Annotated in this window: 20 protein-coding genes and 1 tRNA gene; 7 read left to right on the plus strand and 14 right to left on the minus strand. The window is 45.5% G+C overall.

The features are described 5' to 3' along the window. Positions 1-68: 68 nt before the first annotated feature. Genes atpC through LRM50_RS00850 form a run of 9 tightly spaced genes read right to left on the minus strand, consistent with a single transcriptional unit; the run spans position 69 to position 6665 of the window. Entirely contained in the window at positions 69-494 is a 426-nt protein-coding gene (atpC, locus tag LRM50_RS00810; protein WP_243809498.1) for an ATP synthase F1 subunit epsilon, read from the minus strand. Between the two features lie 2 nt (positions 495-496). Beyond that, on the minus strand, positions 497-1930 hold the full coding sequence (gene atpD, locus LRM50_RS00815; RefSeq protein WP_243809499.1) for a F0F1 ATP synthase subunit beta: 1434 nt from the start codon (positions 1928-1930) through the stop codon (positions 497-499). A gap of 14 nt (positions 1931-1944) precedes the next feature. Then, on the minus strand, positions 1945-2826 hold the full coding sequence (gene atpG, locus LRM50_RS00820; RefSeq protein ID WP_243809500.1) for an ATP synthase F1 subunit gamma: 882 nt from the start codon (positions 2824-2826) through the stop codon (positions 1945-1947). Between the two features lie 3 nt (positions 2827-2829). Further along, positions 2830-4356 carry a F0F1 ATP synthase subunit alpha gene (gene atpA, locus LRM50_RS00825; RefSeq protein ID WP_146422299.1) on the minus strand — a complete coding sequence of 509 codons (1527 nt, stop codon included), beginning with the start codon at positions 4354-4356 and terminating at the stop codon, positions 2830-2832. A gap of 8 nt (positions 4357-4364) precedes the next feature. Next, entirely contained in the window at positions 4365-4763 is a 399-nt protein-coding gene (locus tag LRM50_RS00830) for a F0F1 ATP synthase subunit delta (protein WP_243809501.1), read from the minus strand. Next, the gene (atpF, locus tag LRM50_RS00835) at positions 4764-5306 is read right to left on the minus strand and encodes a F0F1 ATP synthase subunit B (RefSeq protein WP_243809502.1); all 543 of its coding nucleotides are present in this window, start codon (positions 5304-5306) and stop codon (positions 4764-4766) included. It abuts the gene before it with no gap. Between the two features lie 16 nt (positions 5307-5322). Beyond that, on the minus strand, positions 5323-5535 hold the full coding sequence (locus LRM50_RS00840) for a H(+)-transporting ATPase (protein WP_129637300.1): 213 nt from the start codon (positions 5533-5535) through the stop codon (positions 5323-5325). A 36-nt stretch (positions 5536-5571) separates the two neighbouring features. Continuing rightward, positions 5572-6408, minus strand: coding sequence for a F0F1 ATP synthase subunit A (locus LRM50_RS00845; RefSeq protein ID WP_243809503.1), 837 nt, complete (start codon positions 6406-6408; stop codon positions 5572-5574). Beyond that, on the minus strand, positions 6405-6665 hold the full coding sequence (locus LRM50_RS00850) for a hypothetical protein (RefSeq protein ID WP_129743885.1): 261 nt from the start codon (positions 6663-6665) through the stop codon (positions 6405-6407). Before LRM50_RS00850 ends, LRM50_RS00845 begins: the two co-directional genes overlap by 4 nt. 39 nt (positions 6666-6704) lie before the next feature. On the opposite strand from LRM50_RS00850, the gene LRM50_RS00855 reads away from it, so the two are divergent. Then, positions 6705-6929, plus strand: a complete 225-nt coding sequence (locus tag LRM50_RS00855; protein WP_129632746.1) for a hypothetical protein — start codon at positions 6705-6707, stop codon at positions 6927-6929. 48 nt (positions 6930-6977) lie between these two features. Beyond that, on the plus strand, positions 6978-7265 hold the full coding sequence (locus LRM50_RS00860) for a glutaredoxin family protein (RefSeq protein ID WP_232273162.1): 288 nt from the start codon (positions 6978-6980) through the stop codon (positions 7263-7265). Positions 7266-7315: 50 nt separating this feature from the next. On the opposite strand, the gene LRM50_RS00865 is transcribed toward LRM50_RS00860, so the two are convergent. Continuing rightward, on the minus strand, positions 7316-8974 hold the full coding sequence (locus LRM50_RS00865; RefSeq protein WP_243809504.1) for an ABC-F family ATP-binding cassette domain-containing protein: 1659 nt from the start codon (positions 8972-8974) through the stop codon (positions 7316-7318). Between the two features lie 89 nt (positions 8975-9063). On the opposite strand from LRM50_RS00865, the gene smpB reads away from it, so the two are divergent. Beyond that, a complete protein-coding gene (gene smpB / locus LRM50_RS00870) occupies positions 9064-9540 on the plus strand; it encodes an SsrA-binding protein SmpB (RefSeq protein ID WP_129632756.1) in 477 nt (158 codons plus the stop codon). A gap of 29 nt (positions 9541-9569) precedes the next feature. On the opposite strand, the gene LRM50_RS00875 is transcribed toward smpB, so the two are convergent. The 3 genes from LRM50_RS00875 to LRM50_RS00885 are packed head-to-tail and all read right to left on the minus strand — an operon-like array spanning position 9570 to position 12740. Then, the gene (locus LRM50_RS00875) at positions 9570-10868 is read right to left on the minus strand and encodes a glycosyltransferase (RefSeq protein ID WP_243809505.1); all 1299 of its coding nucleotides are present in this window, start codon (positions 10866-10868) and stop codon (positions 9570-9572) included. 19 nt (positions 10869-10887) lie between these two features. Then, the gene (locus tag LRM50_RS00880) at positions 10888-11910 is read right to left on the minus strand and encodes a glycosyltransferase family 4 protein (RefSeq protein WP_243809506.1); all 1023 of its coding nucleotides are present in this window, start codon (positions 11908-11910) and stop codon (positions 10888-10890) included. A 20-nt stretch (positions 11911-11930) separates the two neighbouring features. Beyond that, positions 11931-12740, minus strand: coding sequence for an alpha/beta fold hydrolase (locus LRM50_RS00885; protein WP_243809507.1), 810 nt, complete (start codon positions 12738-12740; stop codon positions 11931-11933). Between the two features lie 30 nt (positions 12741-12770). On the opposite strand from LRM50_RS00885, the gene LRM50_RS00890 reads away from it, so the two are divergent. From LRM50_RS00890 to LRM50_RS00900, 3 genes are all read left to right on the plus strand, one after another. Then, positions 12771-13571 (plus strand): exodeoxyribonuclease III, encoded by an 801-nt coding sequence (locus tag LRM50_RS00890; protein WP_243809508.1) that lies wholly within the window; start codon positions 12771-12773, stop codon positions 13569-13571. A 5-nt stretch (positions 13572-13576) separates the two neighbouring features. Then, positions 13577-14362, plus strand: a complete 786-nt coding sequence (locus LRM50_RS00895) for a carbohydrate kinase family protein (RefSeq protein ID WP_243809509.1) — start codon at positions 13577-13579, stop codon at positions 14360-14362. Positions 14363-14490: 128 nt separating this feature from the next. Then, complete coding sequence (locus tag LRM50_RS00900; RefSeq protein WP_243809510.1) at positions 14491-14733, plus strand: hypothetical protein; 243 nt, start codon at positions 14491-14493, stop codon at positions 14731-14733. Between the two features lie 120 nt (positions 14734-14853). Here the strand turns inward: LRM50_RS00900 and LRM50_RS00905 are convergent. Continuing rightward, positions 14854-14940 (minus strand) — tRNA-Leu (locus tag LRM50_RS00905). Positions 14941-15043: 103 nt separating this feature from the next. On the opposite strand from LRM50_RS00905, the gene LRM50_RS00910 reads away from it, so the two are divergent. After that, the gene (locus LRM50_RS00910) at positions 15044-16447 is read left to right on the plus strand and encodes a sortase (protein WP_243809511.1); all 1404 of its coding nucleotides are present in this window, start codon (positions 15044-15046) and stop codon (positions 16445-16447) included. Positions 16448-16453 lie beyond the last annotated feature (6 nt).

The raw sequence follows: 16453 nt of genomic DNA on the forward strand, positions 1-16453 counted from the left end.
GTTTAAGGCATAAAAACAAAACCCCGACGATATTGGCAGGGTCTTGTCTAATTATTTATGCTCTAAACCTAGCGTCGTCGCTTACGCCTATGAAGATCAGCAACCTTCAATCGCACCATATGACGATCGATAAGCTGCTTGGCTTTCTCGCGCTCAACTTGATCGCCAGCCTCATCACGCGCCTTAATAGCACGCTCCAGAGCCTTCTGAGTTTCCGCCTCGATGATGTCATCGCCGTGATCAGCTTCATCAACCAGAATTTGCACCGACGAATAGTCAATTTTTACCACGCCACCAGAGATTGCAAAATATTCCAGATGATTATCGGAATCTTCTTTATGTCGACGCACGGTAATCACGCCGTCCCGCGCAATCGTCACTAGTGGCTCATGGCTTGGAAAAACGGAAATTTCGCCGTCGGTAGTTGGAATTGACACCGAATAAACTTCTTCGTCAACCTTCGTACCAACAAGTGTGACTAATGACAATTTCATGGCTATTTAGCTTTCTTTTCAGAATGTTTTTTAGCCTCGGCAGATTCAGCTTCAGCGTCGCGAGCAACTTGATCAGCCAACGTACCCTGAACCATATAGAACCAGTTTTCAGGTTTATCATCGTATTTACCGGCCAAAATGTCGGAAGCGTCGCGAATAGTATCTTCCAATTTAACGTAAACGCCTGGATTTCCGGTAAACTTCTCAGCCACGTGGAATGGCTGTGCCAAGAATCGCTGAATACGACGAGCACGAGCAACAATCTGCTTCTGATCATCTGACAATTCTTCCATACCCAAAATAGCGATGATATCCTGAAGCTCTTTGTATTGCTGCAAAATTCGCTGAACCTCGCGCGCCACGCGGTAATGCTCTTCACCGACAATTTCCGGATCAAGTGAGTTTGAACTCGAATCCAAAACGTCAACCGCTGGATAAATACCGATTTCCGTCAATGCGCGGTTCATCACAATTGTAGCGTCAAGGTGAGCAAAGGTCGTCGCAGGAGCCGGGTCGGTCAAGTCGTCAGCTGGCACATAGACAGCCTGAACAGAGGTAATCGAACCCTTCTTCGTTGAGGTGATGCGCTCTTGCAAAGCACCCATTTCCTGCTGAAGGTTTGGCTGATAACCAACCGCGCTTGGCAAACGACCAAGCAATGCCGACACCTCAGCACCAGCCTGAGTATAACGATAAATATTGTCGATAAATAGCAAGACGTCTTTACCTTCGTCACGGAAAGCTTCAGCCATCGCCAGACCCGACAACGCCACGCGCAAACGTGCTCCAGGTGGCTCGTTCATTTGTCCAAAGACTAGCGAAGTCTTATCCAAAACGCCAGCTTCTTCCATTTCATAGTAAAGGTCGTTACCTTCACGCGTTCGCTCACCAACTCCAGCAAAAACAGAGTTTCCAGAGTGGAACTTAGCGATATTGTTAATCAACTCAGTGATAAGAACAGTTTTACCAACACCAGCACCAGCAAACAAGCCGGCCTTTCCACCCTTAGCAAGTGGCGCAATCAAGTCGACAACCTTAATGCCAGTTTCCAAAATCTCAGTCTTATTTGACTGTTCAGAAAGCGCTGGAGCAGGGCGGTGAATTGGTGCAGTTTTTCCCTTTGGTTGCGGCTTTTCGTCAATCGCTTCACCGACAACATTAAACATTCGTCCTTGAGTTTCCGCGCCGACTGGAACGGAAATTGGAGCGCCAGTCGCAACAACTTCTGCGCCACGGCTCAATCCATCCGTCGAAGACAGGGCAATTGCTCGAACAGTGTGCTCGTCCAAGTGCTGAGCAACCTCCAGCACCAAATTCTCATTGCCGTTTTTAACGTGTAACGCGTCATAAATCGCTGGAAGTTCAACGTCTTGTGGAAATTCCACGTCAACGACCACGCCAACGATCTGAATAATTTTACCTAAATCTTTTGCCATCTTTTTCTCCTTTATCATTGTTCCATCGCCTCCACGCCACCAGAAATTTCAGCAAGTTCCTGAGTAATCGCCCCTTGACGAGCTTTATTCATAGCTAGCGTCAAATCATCAACCAAATCGCTGGCATTATCCGTAGCATTCTTCATTGCCATCATACGCATAGAATGTTCACTGGCGCGAGCATCAAGTAGCGCCTGCAACAGTCGCGCACCAACCAAGCGATACGCCACCGCATCCAAAACCTCTGGAATGCTCGGCTCATATTTGGCGTCAGAAACCGTATTAGAAACTTCGCTTGGATCAACCAAAATCTCTGTTCCCGCTGGCAATAATCTGTCCAATTCTGCAGTCTGAACCATGCTATTGACAAAACGCGTATAGACAAGCGTAACGGCGTCAACTTCGCCATTTTCAAACATATTTACTGCCGTATTCAAAATCGTATGGAACGTCAATCCAGACGGCTGATCTGGCAAATCTTCATACGTACCGATGATTTTCGTATCTTTAAGGCGCGTTGCGAATTGCGATGCCCGACGACCAATAGTTAAGGTCAAGTTCTCAATTCCGCGCTCGTCATCACGCTTTAATAGCTCCAAATATTTCTTCAAAACGTTGGTGTTGTATGCGCCAGCCAAACCCTTGTCGCTGGCCACCACGATAATCAATCGCTTATTTATCTTTCGCCTAACGAACAGCGGGTGATTGTCGGTTGCGCCTTGGCTCGCCAAATAAGACAGCAATTCTTCCGCCGCCATTGTGTACGGCGCAGAAGCTTTGTCCGCCTCTTGAGCGCGACGCATTTTACTAGCCGCCACCAATTGCATAGCCTTGGTGATCTGCTTAGTCGAGTCCACCGAACGAATGCGATTTTTCAGCGCGCGAGTGCTCGGCATGAATTACTCCTCAAATCCTTTCGCTATTTCTTTCGTAGCTTCGTCAATCAATTTCAATTGCTCATCCGAAGGCTTGTCGCCCTTGTTCAACTCACGCATAGCATCTTTAGAATTTTTCCAGAGATAAGTCAATAGAGCAGACTGCGCATCCTTAATCTTAGAAACTGGAACATCGTCAAACATACCGCCAGTCACCGCGTGAATGCTGACAAATTGCTCCCAAACGCTCATTGGCTGATATTGTGGCTGCTTCAAAAGTTCAGTGAGTCGCTGACCGCGGTCAATTTGCGCCTTTGTCGCGTCGTCAAGGTCAGAACCGAATTGAGCGAATGATGCCAATTCGCGGAACTGTGAAAGACCAAGCTTCAAGTTGCCGCCGACAGATTTAACGGCTTTCGTCTGCGCCGCACCACCAACACGAGAAACTGATAGACCAGCTGAGATGGCTGGACGAATGCCTTGATAGAACAAGTCGGTTTCCAGGAAAATCTGACCGTCGGTAATAGAAATCACGTTGGTCGGAATGTAAGCGGAAATGTCGCCAGCCTGCGTTTCGATGATTGGTAAAGCCGTCAAGCTTCCCGCGCCAAGTTCATCTGACAATTTAGCCGAGCGCTCCAATAGTCGTGAGTGCAAATAGAAGACATCACCTGGATAAGCTTCGCGTCCTGGTGGACGGCGCAACAATAGCGACATCTGTCGGTAAGCCACCGCGTGCTTCGTCAAATCGTCATAAATCATTAATGCATGACCGCCGTTATCGCGGAAATATTCGCCCATGGCCGTACCAGCGTAAGGCGCCAAGTAAAGCAGGGAAGCCGCGTCGGACGGGCTGGTTGCGACGATAATCGTCTGATCCATCACGCCTTCCTCTTTCAATCGGTCGACCAACCTGGCAATCTTCGACAACTTCTGACCAATCGCCACATAAACGTTCACCACGCCAGTCTTTTGACGAGCCTGGTTAATCATCGTATCAATAGCAATTGCCGTCTTACCAGTTTGACGGTCACCAATGATAAGCTCACGCTGACCACGACCGATCGGGAACATCGCGTCAATTGACATGATACCGGTCATCAGAGGTTCGTGAACTGACTTACGACCCATCACGCCAATGGCAGGACGCTCAATTAAACCACGTTTCTTCGTTTTAATCGCTGGGCCGTCGTCAAGAGGTCGACCTAGCGGGTCAACCACTCGCCCCAACAACTCTTCACCGACAGGAACGTCTAGCACCGAACCTTTGCGGCGAACGCTGGCACCAGCCTTAACCTTATCTTCGCCACCAAGAATCACCGCACCAATTTCATCTTCCATCAAGTTCAAAGCAAACGCCTCAACCGTACCACCGTCAGTTTCAATTTCCAGCACTTCGCTATAGCCAGCACTGCTCAAGCCATGCACCCAAGCCACGCCGTCACCAACGCGAATAACCACGCCAGCATCTTCCAAACCTTCCGTCGCCTCCAGCTGCGCGATTTTTTCCCGCAGGCTTTTGGCTAATTCTGTCACATCAATCTTGCTCATTTTTCCTCCTAGATTTTCTTCGCCCGCAAGTCGTTTAACTTCTTCGAAACCGTTGCGTCCAGTGTTGCGGTCGGCGTTTGTAGCTTAAATCCGCCAATCAACGTCGGGTCAATTGATTCTCTTAGCGACACTTTTGGCTTGCTATTTTTATCGCTCGCCGCAGTCGCCAGAAATTGCTCTATTTTACGCCTTGTATTGTCGTCAAGTGCTCTCGCACTCTCGACCGACGCTACAATTTCACCACGCTCAGCCAACTCAGCCTCAATATCTCGCACCAACAAATCAACTTCACGTTCGTGCTTTTCGTAAATCAAAAGACCAGCAATTTCTTCCAACACCGCGTCATTGCCAGCTAAAATCTGTTCAGCTGCATACTTTGCCAACTTTCTCCTGGACACCGACTTCATCTATTTAGCCTCCTCAAGCGCTTCCGAAATCAGCTTCGTATCTTTCTTCGCATCAATTTTCTCGCCCAAAACCTTGCCAGTCGCTTCAGCCACCAACTCTAATGTCGAATTGTGCAGGTCTTTCTTAGCGTTTTCAATCTCTTGAGCAATCGTATTATGCGCTTCTTTAATCAAAGCTTCAGATTTGGCAGTCGCTTTTTTAGCCGCTTCTTCAACAACTTCGGTCGCTTCTTCTCGAGCAGACGCCACGATGTCGCTAGCTTGCGCTCGTGCTTTTCGCATCATTTCGGCGGTCATTTCTTCAGCTCGGTCGGCATTTTCCTTAGCAGATTTTGCCGCCGCGTCAGCCGCTTTCAAGTCTTTTTCTCGCTTGACGAGCATTTCCATCATTGGCGGATAGACAAACTTGCGAAGAACAAATAGCAAGATTAAAAATGCTACCGTCTGAAACGCCAACAGCGCCCAATCAATACCTAGCGAATCAAACAGACCGGCTTTTTCCGATGCGCCAGAATTGGCAAATTGTGTTAATATTTTCTCCACAATTTACTCCCGAAAACTACATAACTTTGCCGACGATTGCTGCGACGAAACCGATAATAGCAATAGCGTCGATGAATGAAATACCCAAGATCATCATTGTGCGTAGGTCGTTGATTTTTTCTGGGTTACGACCAGCTGCGTTCATAGCTGCTGCACCAACGATTGCGGCACCAATTGCTGCAAATGCTGCTGGGATTGCGTAGGTAAGTGTGAATGCTAATGCTTCCATGGTTAATATTCTCCTTTTAATTAATTATTACCTAATTTAATCACTCTCTGATGTTGCTAATTTACTAGCTTCAACAGAGGAGTGAACTTCATCAATTGGCTCGTGTGAATCATGGTGAGCCAGTCCCAGGGAAATAAACACAGTTGATAGCATAAAGAAAATATACGCCTGAATACCGCCAATAAACAGCTCAAAGAAATAGAACGGCTGCAGAGCCACAGGCGACAAAAACTTCGTCATATAAGCGATAATTGCCAAGAGAATTTCGCCAGCCAAAACGTTACCAAACAGACGGAAACTTAGTCCCAGCATTCGCGAAAACTCAGCCACTAACTCCAAAATGCCAACAAATGACATAATTGGATCGCGTAGCGGGTTAATGAAATATCGCCCCAAATTGCCCTTAAAACCCAAATACTTAAACGCGTAAACCTGAGCCGCGACAATCGTTACAATTGCCAGACCGAAAGTCATATTAAGATCCGCAACTCCACCGCGGAATAGAGGAGTGTGATGCTCGCCAATTGTAATTGGACCAACAATCGGCAGAAGTCCCAGCCAGTACTGCGCAACGATAAAGAAAAACAACGTAATACAGAGCGGAGCAACTTTACGCGCCCATTTTTGATCTGGAATGACCTGGCAAACCGTATTATAAAGTCCGTCGAACGTCCACTGAATTAGTCTTGTGATAAAATTATGCTTCTTTTTACCTAAAACCGCCGCACGAGTACGAAACATTGCCCACACCAATACGATCAATCCCAAGAATCCCATCAGGTGCGAATTCGTAATAGATACGCCAGCAATATTGAGAACTTCGTCAACCTTTACTGAAATATGCGGACCAGCGCTTGCCATATAATCAATCATTTCTTCAACTCCTGCTGTTTAATTTTAGCAATTTGCAAAGCCACGAGAATCACTGAGATAATCGCGCCAGAAATAATTCCAGCAAGTAACCATCTCATCTTCATTCCGCTGACATTATCCAGCCACAATCCCAACAAGGTCAAACCAATTGTTGGCAAAAACATTCGCCACATTGTACCAATCATCGTCCTTGCTAAAATCATCATCGCACCAGAATCGCCTGTATCATTAGCCGAAATGTCAGTTTCTTTTACCATTACTTTCCACTATATCAATCTGTTATACTATTTTGCAAGATGCCGCGGCGAAATTATTCAAAAAATAGTCAAAAAACCCAAAAAACATCATTGATGTCAATTTCAGGGTTGGCTAATTGCCAGAAAAAACGTCGCTTCTCAACAGAGATAAAAGCCCGCCAAGCAGCAGAAATCCAAGAATTAGCAAACCCGAATTTGTCGATTGATATATATCACTGCGAATGGTGCAAAAATTGGCATTTGACGTCGAAGAATTCTAAATAGACGTAACCGTTATGTTATAATTAAAAGTGTTATTAAATAGGGGAATATATGAGCGAAGACACAACGAACAACCATCAAGATACAAAAGTTGTCGTGTACAGTACCAGCTGGTGTGCATTTTGCCACACGGAAATGGAATGGCTGAAGAAGTTGGGAATTGATTTTGTTTCCAAAGATATTGAGGCTGATCCTGGTGCAAAAGAGGAATTGCTAAATAAAAATGGCGGCAATTTCCAAGGCGTGCCAGTAACGGATATTAACGGGGAATTAGTGCTTGGTTTTGATCGACCTAAACTACAAGATTTGCTACGAAAAAACGGCTTATTGTCCGACTAATTTTCTTAAAAACAATTCAAGATTTTCCGTCAAATTCTGGCGGAAAATTTTTATTCTGCGCCAATTTGCACAACTTTGCCGCCAAGTTTTTCGCGGAAATAATTATCGTGGCTGACGTAAAGAATCGCGCCGGAATATTTGGCCAACGCCGTTTCCAATTCTTCGATGCTCGGCAAATCCAAGTGATTCGTCGGCTCGTCCAGAACTAGCAGTTGCGGGTCGTTCGCCAGCATGGAAATAATCTGAAAACGCGCCTTTTGACCGCCAGACAAGCGAGCCAGCGGCGTCATCCGATCAGCGTCTGTGAACAAATAGTCAGCCAAAAGTTGCCGAATTTTCGTATCAGAAATCGACAAATCGCGACTCATATACAATTTTTCAATCGCTTTTTCTAGTGGATCAGACAAATATCGCTCGTCAATTTCCTGCTCATAAACACCAATCCGAACCTGCGGATCAAGAAAAATATCGCCAGAATAAAGAACGGGACCATCGTCAAAGCTCTTGCCCGACGCCAGAATCATCCGAATCAACGTAGTTTTACCAGCGCCATTGCGACCTCTAATTTCAATCGCTTCACCTTCGCGCAAATCGATATTCACGTCCTCAAACAATATCCGCTCACCAATCCCAACCGCCACATTTTCCGCGCGAACCAACACGTGCTGACTGCGACTGGAAGCATCTTTCACACTCAAGCGAATATTACGTGACTTGAATTTTCCGTAACGCTCGGCCGATTTATAGTCCAATTGACTAGCAGATTCTTTGTCGATCCAAAACGTCGGCTTTTCCATTTCCAACAATTCCTCCAGCTCCGCTCGCGCCTCGTTCTCCAGCCGCTTAAATTTCTGAATCGTGCCGGGATTTCGCGACTTTTCCTTAAGCCTTTGATAGTCCAAAACTTTTTGTTTCAGGTTAACAATTCGCTTCTCAATCTGCTCAAAATTATTCATTCCAGCCGTCGTCGCTTGAGCATTCTGTTTCAAATACGCGTCGTAATTTCCACGGTAGCTCACGGCTTGTCCGTCCTTAATCTCAACTATCCGATCAACTTGCCCAAGCACGTCTCGGTCATGCGTAATTATCAACATCGCTTGATGTGGCTGGGAATTCATCCAGTCAATAAACTGTTGTTTCGCCACATAATCCATGTGGTTGGTCGGCTCGTCAATCAGCGCCAAATGCGCCTCCGAGTGCATAATTTTAACAATTTCCACCAGCCTTTTTTGCCCACCAGACAGGGAAGAAATCCGCCGATTACCATAACCATCTAACTGAAACTTGCTCAGCTCTCGCTCAATTTTTTCTTCAACTTGATAAAATCCTTTTTGGTCAAATCGCTCCAAAGCTTGCGTATATTCCTCAATTTTTCGCATATTATCGCCCATAGTCAGCGGATATTCATCGATGATTTTCTTTAGCTTGGAATATTCTGGAAGTCCACCAAGAATATACGACATAACCGTTTGATCACCCAAACCATGATGTTCCTGAGCGGTAGTCGCAACCGTAATGCCGCGCCGAAAAATAACCTCGCCAGTATAATCAGTATCTTTTCCGCTCAATATTCCAAACAGCGTCGACTTACCAACGCCGTTGCGACCAACCACGCCGACTTTCTCACCATCGTCCACACTAAACTTGACGTCTTTCATCAACGTCTTATCGCCAAAACTTTTTTCAGTAATGTGAATGTCGGCTATCATGCTTGAGATATTGTAACACAAGTCACATTTCAGCCGCACCAAACTAGCCTAAATATACTGTCGCGTTAAGTTTTGCTATAATATAATCCATGTCAAAGCCAAAAGCTAAAAAACCAGCCACACAGAATATTGTCAATCGTCGCGCACGGTTTGATTATGAACTTGGCGAAGAAATTGTAGCCGGCTTAGTTTTAACTGGAATGGAAGTACGAGCCGCCAGAGAAGGTCACGTCCAGCTTAAAGGCTCATTTGTTAGCTTAAGAAACGGCGAATTGTGGCTAAATAACGCCAGCTTTTCACTGCGATTAAACGTTCGCGGAGAAGCAAATAGCCGCTCAGTCGACACTTCGGCGCGGAAATTATTGGTAAGTAAAAAACAATTGTCCAATTTTACAGAAGCCAAAAAACAGGGAATGACAATTGTCCCGACCAAATTGTTGACCAACGGAAAATTTATTAAAGTTGTAATTGCGCTCGGAAAAGGTAAGAAAAATTACGACAAGCGCCAAACCATCAAGCGCCGCGACCAAGACCGAGAAACCAGGCGACTTATCTCTAATAGATAATCGCATTAACTACGAACTGGGCTCAGAATTTATTGATTTTCGCGCGCTTTAATCAGATTTTCATAAAGCTTTTCAAGTTTCTTCACTTGACTGCGCTCCGTGAATTTATTAGCCAGCTTTTTACTTTCAGCACTAAACTCCGCTTGTTTCTTCGGACTTTTTAGAATTGCAATTACTTTTTCCGCTACGCTTTCTGGGTTATTTTCTGCAAAATAGCCATTAACTCCGTCCTTCACAACCTCTGAAACTTCCTTGTCAATAATAACAATCGGTTTTCCAGCGTGAGCGGCTTCGTGAAGAACCCAGCCCTGCGTGTCCTTAAGCGAAGGAAAAGTAAATACGTTCATCACTTTATACGCCACGCCCAAATCTTCTCGCGGCATAGCGCCAGTAAATATAATCCTATCCGCAAAATCCGTCTCGGCTGCCATTTTTTCCAAAGTCTTTCGATATTCAAAATCACCGACAAACAACAGCTTTGATTTCGGACGAGCTTCGGCAATAAACTCGCTAAACGCCTGAATCAAAATTGGCAAATTCTTTTCCTCGCCCAAACGCCCAACAAATCCAAACACTTCATCTTTTTCATCAAGACCCCATTGCTCGCGAAATTCCGCAACTCGTTTCGCGCCCGCCCGCGGAAGAGCATTCACGCCGTTTGGCATTAAAGTAACATCGTACGTATAATCTTCGGTCTGCCAAGATTCCAATTGATCACGACTTTTACGCGACAGAGCAATCACCGCATCCGCCTTGCTGTATAAAATAGTGATGACGCGCTCAATAATATCTTTATTCCATTTCGTTACGCCATTACGCGGACGATATAATTTGACAACCTCCAGCAAGTCCTGTCCATTCAACTTCACCGACAATGGAAAAACCACTCCCGCCAACGCCAAAACTCCCGGCAAAACCGCAGGGTAGTGATCGACGAATTCATATAAATCCGTACAATGCTGGATAATCAAAGGAATATTATTTTTCTTCGCTGCCTTCACACCCAATAGACCAATTTGCGACGGCGTAAAAATATGAACAACGTCCAAATTCATATTAGCAATTTGGCGCTGCACCACAGGAGGGAAGAACACCGATGTGTCGTAATCATCAAAAAACGCACCCGTAATTGAACGGAAACGAATTATTCGACTATTCTCATCTTCGTGGAGAAGTTCGGCTTGCTTGGACGGACTAATAGACTTTGCTGGACAAAAAACATAAACCTCATGACCCAAAGCTTCCAGCTCGCGCTTTAATGATTCAACAACGTAAACGATACCGTTAATGGATGGCCTGTAGCTGTCCGTAAAAAGTCCTATCCTCATAATGTCCTCATTATACCATTTATATCAGCGATCGATAAAATTCGACCAATCGTTCAGCACCCGCACTACTATTAAAACGCTCGGCAATTTTCTCAGCACCAAGTTGTGCTTTCTTATAGGCTTTCTTATCTTTGCGCAATTTACTAATCAATTCTAAAAATCCATCGTCCGTTTTTGCCATAACAGCGTCGCCCTTAAATGTGTCGTTATATTGCGGAATGTCGCGTAGAATAATCGGCAAGCCAGCGCCAGCCGCCTCCAACACACACATAGGATGGTTTTCTTGCATAGCGGGCAGAACAAAAACGTCAGCAGCGACATAATAGTCACGAACATTCTCCAGAGGTATCACGCCAGTTACAGTGAGATTATTCGGCGCATTTTTTATCATATTTTGCATGGCGTTATAATCCGCGCCCAAATTCTTAAACGGAATTCCTCCCACCCAGAAAAACTTTACATCTGGCATTTCTTTGGCGGCTTTTATTAAAATATCCAAACGTTTTCGCGGCTGGACTTGACCATTTCCCATAACCACAAAATCATCATCCTTCAAGCCAAGCTTCTTCCGAGCCGACTTTTTCTCCGCGGCAGAATGCTTATATCTCGACATATTTATCGTATTATAAAGAACTTTCGTCTTTGGCACGTGCATGTCATTTATCAGTTCATCAGCAACCATACCAGAGCAAGCCAAAACCAAATCAGCCTTTTTATAAAAGAATTTCAGCCACGCTCGACCCAAAGGCTTCCAATATTTCGCACCTTTAATCGAACCGATAAAACTATCCGGCACAATGTGAGCAGAAACAACTTTTTTGCCACCTTTTTTCATCAAATGCCGAAATGAATACAAACCCATAGTCTGAATATGAATAATGTCAGCAGGACGATCAGAATTCACTTCAATATCAATGTCCTTCCTCTTGCGCAGCGCGTCCGTAATCTCCTTATAAGCCGTATGCACACCATGCCCCTGAACGGTAAACTCGCTCTCAGAAATCATATTAACAATCAGTTTTTTATCGTCTTTCTTACTCATATCTACAGTATAGCAAATAATTATTCCGCCAATATCAATTCGGCAACCAGCTCTGGACTATCCAACACCGACAAATGTCCCGTATCAAGCTCCACAAATTTATCAATTTTTACGCCATCGGCGGCGTTCACAGGAAGCGAAATCTTATCCCGTCGCCCAACTATCAATCCCGTAAACTCGCGCTCAGAAATAATAATTTTTCCACCCCGAGAAATATCCCGCGCAATTTTCGATTGCTCCAGATATTGTCGCCGCGTTACTCGCGTATTTTTCGTCAGCCACCGTATCAAATCCACGGTGTTTTTCCGTCTATTATTCACCAAGCACAGCCCACGAAACACCGAAAAATAATAGTTCAAATAAATATATTGATTCACCCGACGAGTGCGGTAAAAGAACGACGAGGAAATTCTCGACATAACCGAAGTTTTAATCGGTGGACTGATGTACCAAATTTTCTGACATTGCATTTTATTTGCCGCCAAACATCCAAGCGAATGAGCAACAACCTCGTCAATTGACACGCCTTTACCGTCAAAAGCCGACATCAAATTCATCGCCCAATTTTCAACGTCGCTCATTTTCATGTCTTTTATCAATTGGCTTCTGCCGTGAGAGGGCAAATCAACAAACACCAAATTCGCATCATTTTTCAGGTGATAAGCCAGTGGAATCATTCCGTGAAAATCGCCACCAATGCCGTGAATTAGCAAAATAGTTTTATTTGAGCCGCCTTGATAAAAATAATAAGCAGTTTTCACGCCTCCGACGTCCATGAAATCGCTTGATATTTCGCCCGAAAACTTATCGTACATTGGTAGCATATTCATTAAATTATATCATCACGGTATAATAAAACTATGAAGCTTTTCTCTTGGAACGTAAATGGTATTCGCGCGGTCATCAATAAAGGTGAATTCGCGAAGTTTATCGACACGTACAATCCAGACATTTTGTGCCTACAGGAAACTAAGGCCACCAAAGATCAGGTCGAAATTGACCTGCCAAATTATCACGAGCATTTCTATTCCGCCGCCAAAAAAGGTTACTCTGGCACGGCGATTTTCTCAAAAATCTCGCCCTTGAGCTGGCGCGACGGTTTTCCGCCGAACATCATTGAAAGGTTTGATTTAACAGGCGATGAATATGGCAATCCAGCCGACGAAGGACGAATTATCACCGCCGAGTTTGACGATTTTTGGGTTGTCAATTGCTACACTCCAAACTCAAAAGGGGATTTGAGCCGATTGGATTTGCGATATAAAAAGTGGGACAAGGCGGTGTTGGCTTATCTGGAAGAGCTGGAATTGTCAAAGCCAGCCCTTTATTGCGGCGATATGAACGTGGCGCATCAGGAAATTGACTTGGCAAATCCGAAACCCAACGTCGGCAAGCACGGCTTCACCGACGAAGAGCGGGAAGGTTTTCAGAACTATTTGGACGCTGGATTTATCGACACTTTCCGGGCAGCTTTCCCTGAAAAAACTGGCGCGTACACTTGGTGGACGCATTGGGCGAATGCCAGAGCGCGAAATGTCGGTTGGCGGATTGATTATTGGCTGGCGTCGCGTGAAATTGCAAATCGCGTTACTAATCCGCAAATTCATCCAGAACAAATGGGCAGCGATCATTGTCCGGTGAGTATTGAGGTAAATTTGTAATGGATATGAAATTTTGGCAAAAACAAGAACCAGGGAAACCACTTTTTCCAGATGTCGAATGGAATAAGCCAGAGCGACGCGACCAAGCGGGAAAATTAGGAATCATCGGCGGCAACAAATTAGGCTTTTTGGCGGTGGCAGAAAGTTATCAAGAATCCCTTAAAACCGGAGTGGGCGAGGCTCGCGTTTTACTGCCTGACGCCCTGAAAAAAAATGTTCCCGCGAATATGACCGACGTTTTGTTCGCGCCGACAAACCAATCAGGCAGTTTGGCAAACGAAGCGCTCACTGAAACTTTGGCGCTGGAAAGATGGGCGGACGTATTGCTATTATGTGGCGACGCTGGGCGAAATAGTCAGACGGCAATCGTCTACGAAGAATTGATCAAAAAGTCAGAAATTCCCGTCGTGCTGACGCGAGATGCGATTGACCTTGTACAAAATAGTTTTCAGGAAATTTTGGACAATCCGCACGTGGTTTTCATAGCAAGTCTGGCACAAGTTCAGAAAATATTCCGCGCAATTTTTTATCCAAAGATGATTACGTTCAGCATTCAATTGTCGCAACTCGTTGAAGCGCTTCACAAATTCACCATCACATATCCCGTAACCATTTGCGTTTTTCATGCCGACAATTTAATAATCGCCCACAGCGGAGAAGTCGTCACCCAAAAATGGGACGCACCAATGGCAATTTGGCGAGGAACCGTCGGCGCCCGCACCGCAAGTTACTTGATTTGGTCGCCGAAAGCACCACTAGCAGCAACCAGCACCGCTATCTGCAAAATGTAGCCTCGCATAAATATCCGCTTGACATTACGCACAATTAGTTGTATTATACTACTAAGCTTTCGTTCGTGATTTGTCAAGGGCGAGAGTAGCCCTTAGTCACGAGTGAACACTTATTGAAAGGAAGTGTCATGCGGATAGCGACGACAGTACTTGTCATGCGGATAGTGACAGTACTTGTCATGATCATCGCGGTTACATCAATCGTCATCACCTTCGCCCTGGTCGGAGCGGTGGTCGGGGCGCTAATCGCGCCCATACTCGCCATGGATGTCACCCCCACAGCACTTACTGGAGCGCTGGGCGGATCATTCATTGGCTCTGCGTTCCTGCTGAATGCGGGTCTAAATGGGGGAAAAGGTCTAGGGCTGTAAAGCCCGCAGAGAAGACAGCTCGCCTGGAAGGCCATAAAGCCTCGGTAGCGCCTTTCTGCGGGCTGTTTTCTTTGCATAAAAAATCGCCCAAAATGGACGATTATCACCTGAAGCTGCCTCTGGTACCGCGGGCCGGACTTGAACCGGCACGAGCTATTGCTCACCAGATTTTGAGTCTAGCGCGTCTACCAATTCCGCCACCGCGGCACAAGAGAACGCTCCAAGCTACCGTATGATTGTAACACAACCAGCAATTTATCACAAGCACGACTTTTATTTGATATCAATTTGACGTATAATAGAAGAAGTTATGTATCCGACGGATGATCAATCAAACGGTCGAGTGGGCATGCCGGTACCAGATCAGCGCCGATCTCTCACGCCGCCAACTCGCGACTCAGCAGCCTCACGAAATGCCGCTGCTGATGTTATTCGTGGGCAACTTGACGCTATTTATTCCAGAACAGAAGAGCAAAGTTCTGCGCCAGAAAAAACTCAGACGCAATCATTTTCCACTCAATTGCAATCAAAACCCGAAGTCAGGTCAGAACAACCTAAGGCACAAATAGCCAAACCTCAGCAAATCTCAACAACGCCACAGTTAGAACAAAAAAAAGACTCTGCTAATCACGCTATGCGAACGATGCCAATTGCCCAAACCCAGATTCAGCCAAAGCCACAAATTAGCAATTCCGCACCCGCAAACCAAACCGCTCAAGCTCAAAATTCAGCCGTCCACACTCAAGTTTTAGCCGACCAATGGAAGCAATACCACAGCGCTTGGCAGAAATATTATCAGATGTATTATGAGCGTTACTATGCTGGCGACATCGCAGCAAAAAACCATGAGATTTCTCGATTGACGAAGGAAAATCAGAATATCACGCCAGTAATCAGCGAAGACGAGCCTCTGGACCCGCAAAAAGCGGCCATAAAAGAACTCCGCAGTCAAATTCAGCAAAAGGTTCGCGACTCCGCAAATAAGGTGAAAAAATCCCGGCATTTCGTTCCGGCGATTGCTGGATTATCGGTGCTATTAGTCTTCATGTTTTTGCAATATAACCGCGTTATTTTCGGCGCAGTCGCGGCTTACACAACGCCTGGTGCAATTAACCCGCAAAACATCATCGTTGATGCCTCCACTGACGTAACTGTCGGACCTGAACCTAGGATTATTATTCCAAAGATTAATGTTGACGCGCCAGTTATTTACGGCGCCGCTAGTGACACGAAATCGCAATCAAAAGCCATGGAGAAGGGAGTAGCTCACTTTTCAATTCCTGGCGCCAGTGCCGTGCCAGGCGAAGTCGGAAATGCCGTATTTGCCGCACACTCCAGTAACGACGCTTTTGCTAGCGGTGATTATAAATTCGTCTTCGCTCAAAATGAAAAGTTGACCAAGGGTGACGTTATTTACATGAATTACAACGGGAAGCGCTACACCTATAAAATAACATCGACAGAAGTTGTTATGCCTACTGAAGTTTCAAAAGTTCAGATTAATACGAATAAGCCAATGCTGACACTTGTAAGTTGTGTGCCTTTAGGAACCGCAGAGAAACGACTTCTTATCTTCGCAGAACAAATCAGCCCAGACCCAAGCAAAGCTACCACGACTTCAGAATCCAGCTCAAATCAGCAGCAAAGCAACAACTCAAATATTCCAGGAAAACCCGAGCCGACTTTGCTTGAGAAGTTATTCGGCGGTCGATAAATTAGC

The sequence above is a fragment of the Candidatus Nanosynbacter sp. TM7-053 genome, from assembly GCF_022828375.1.
In the GTDB taxonomy this organism is placed as follows: Bacteria; Patescibacteriota; Saccharimonadia; order Saccharimonadales; family Saccharimonadaceae; genus Nanosynbacter.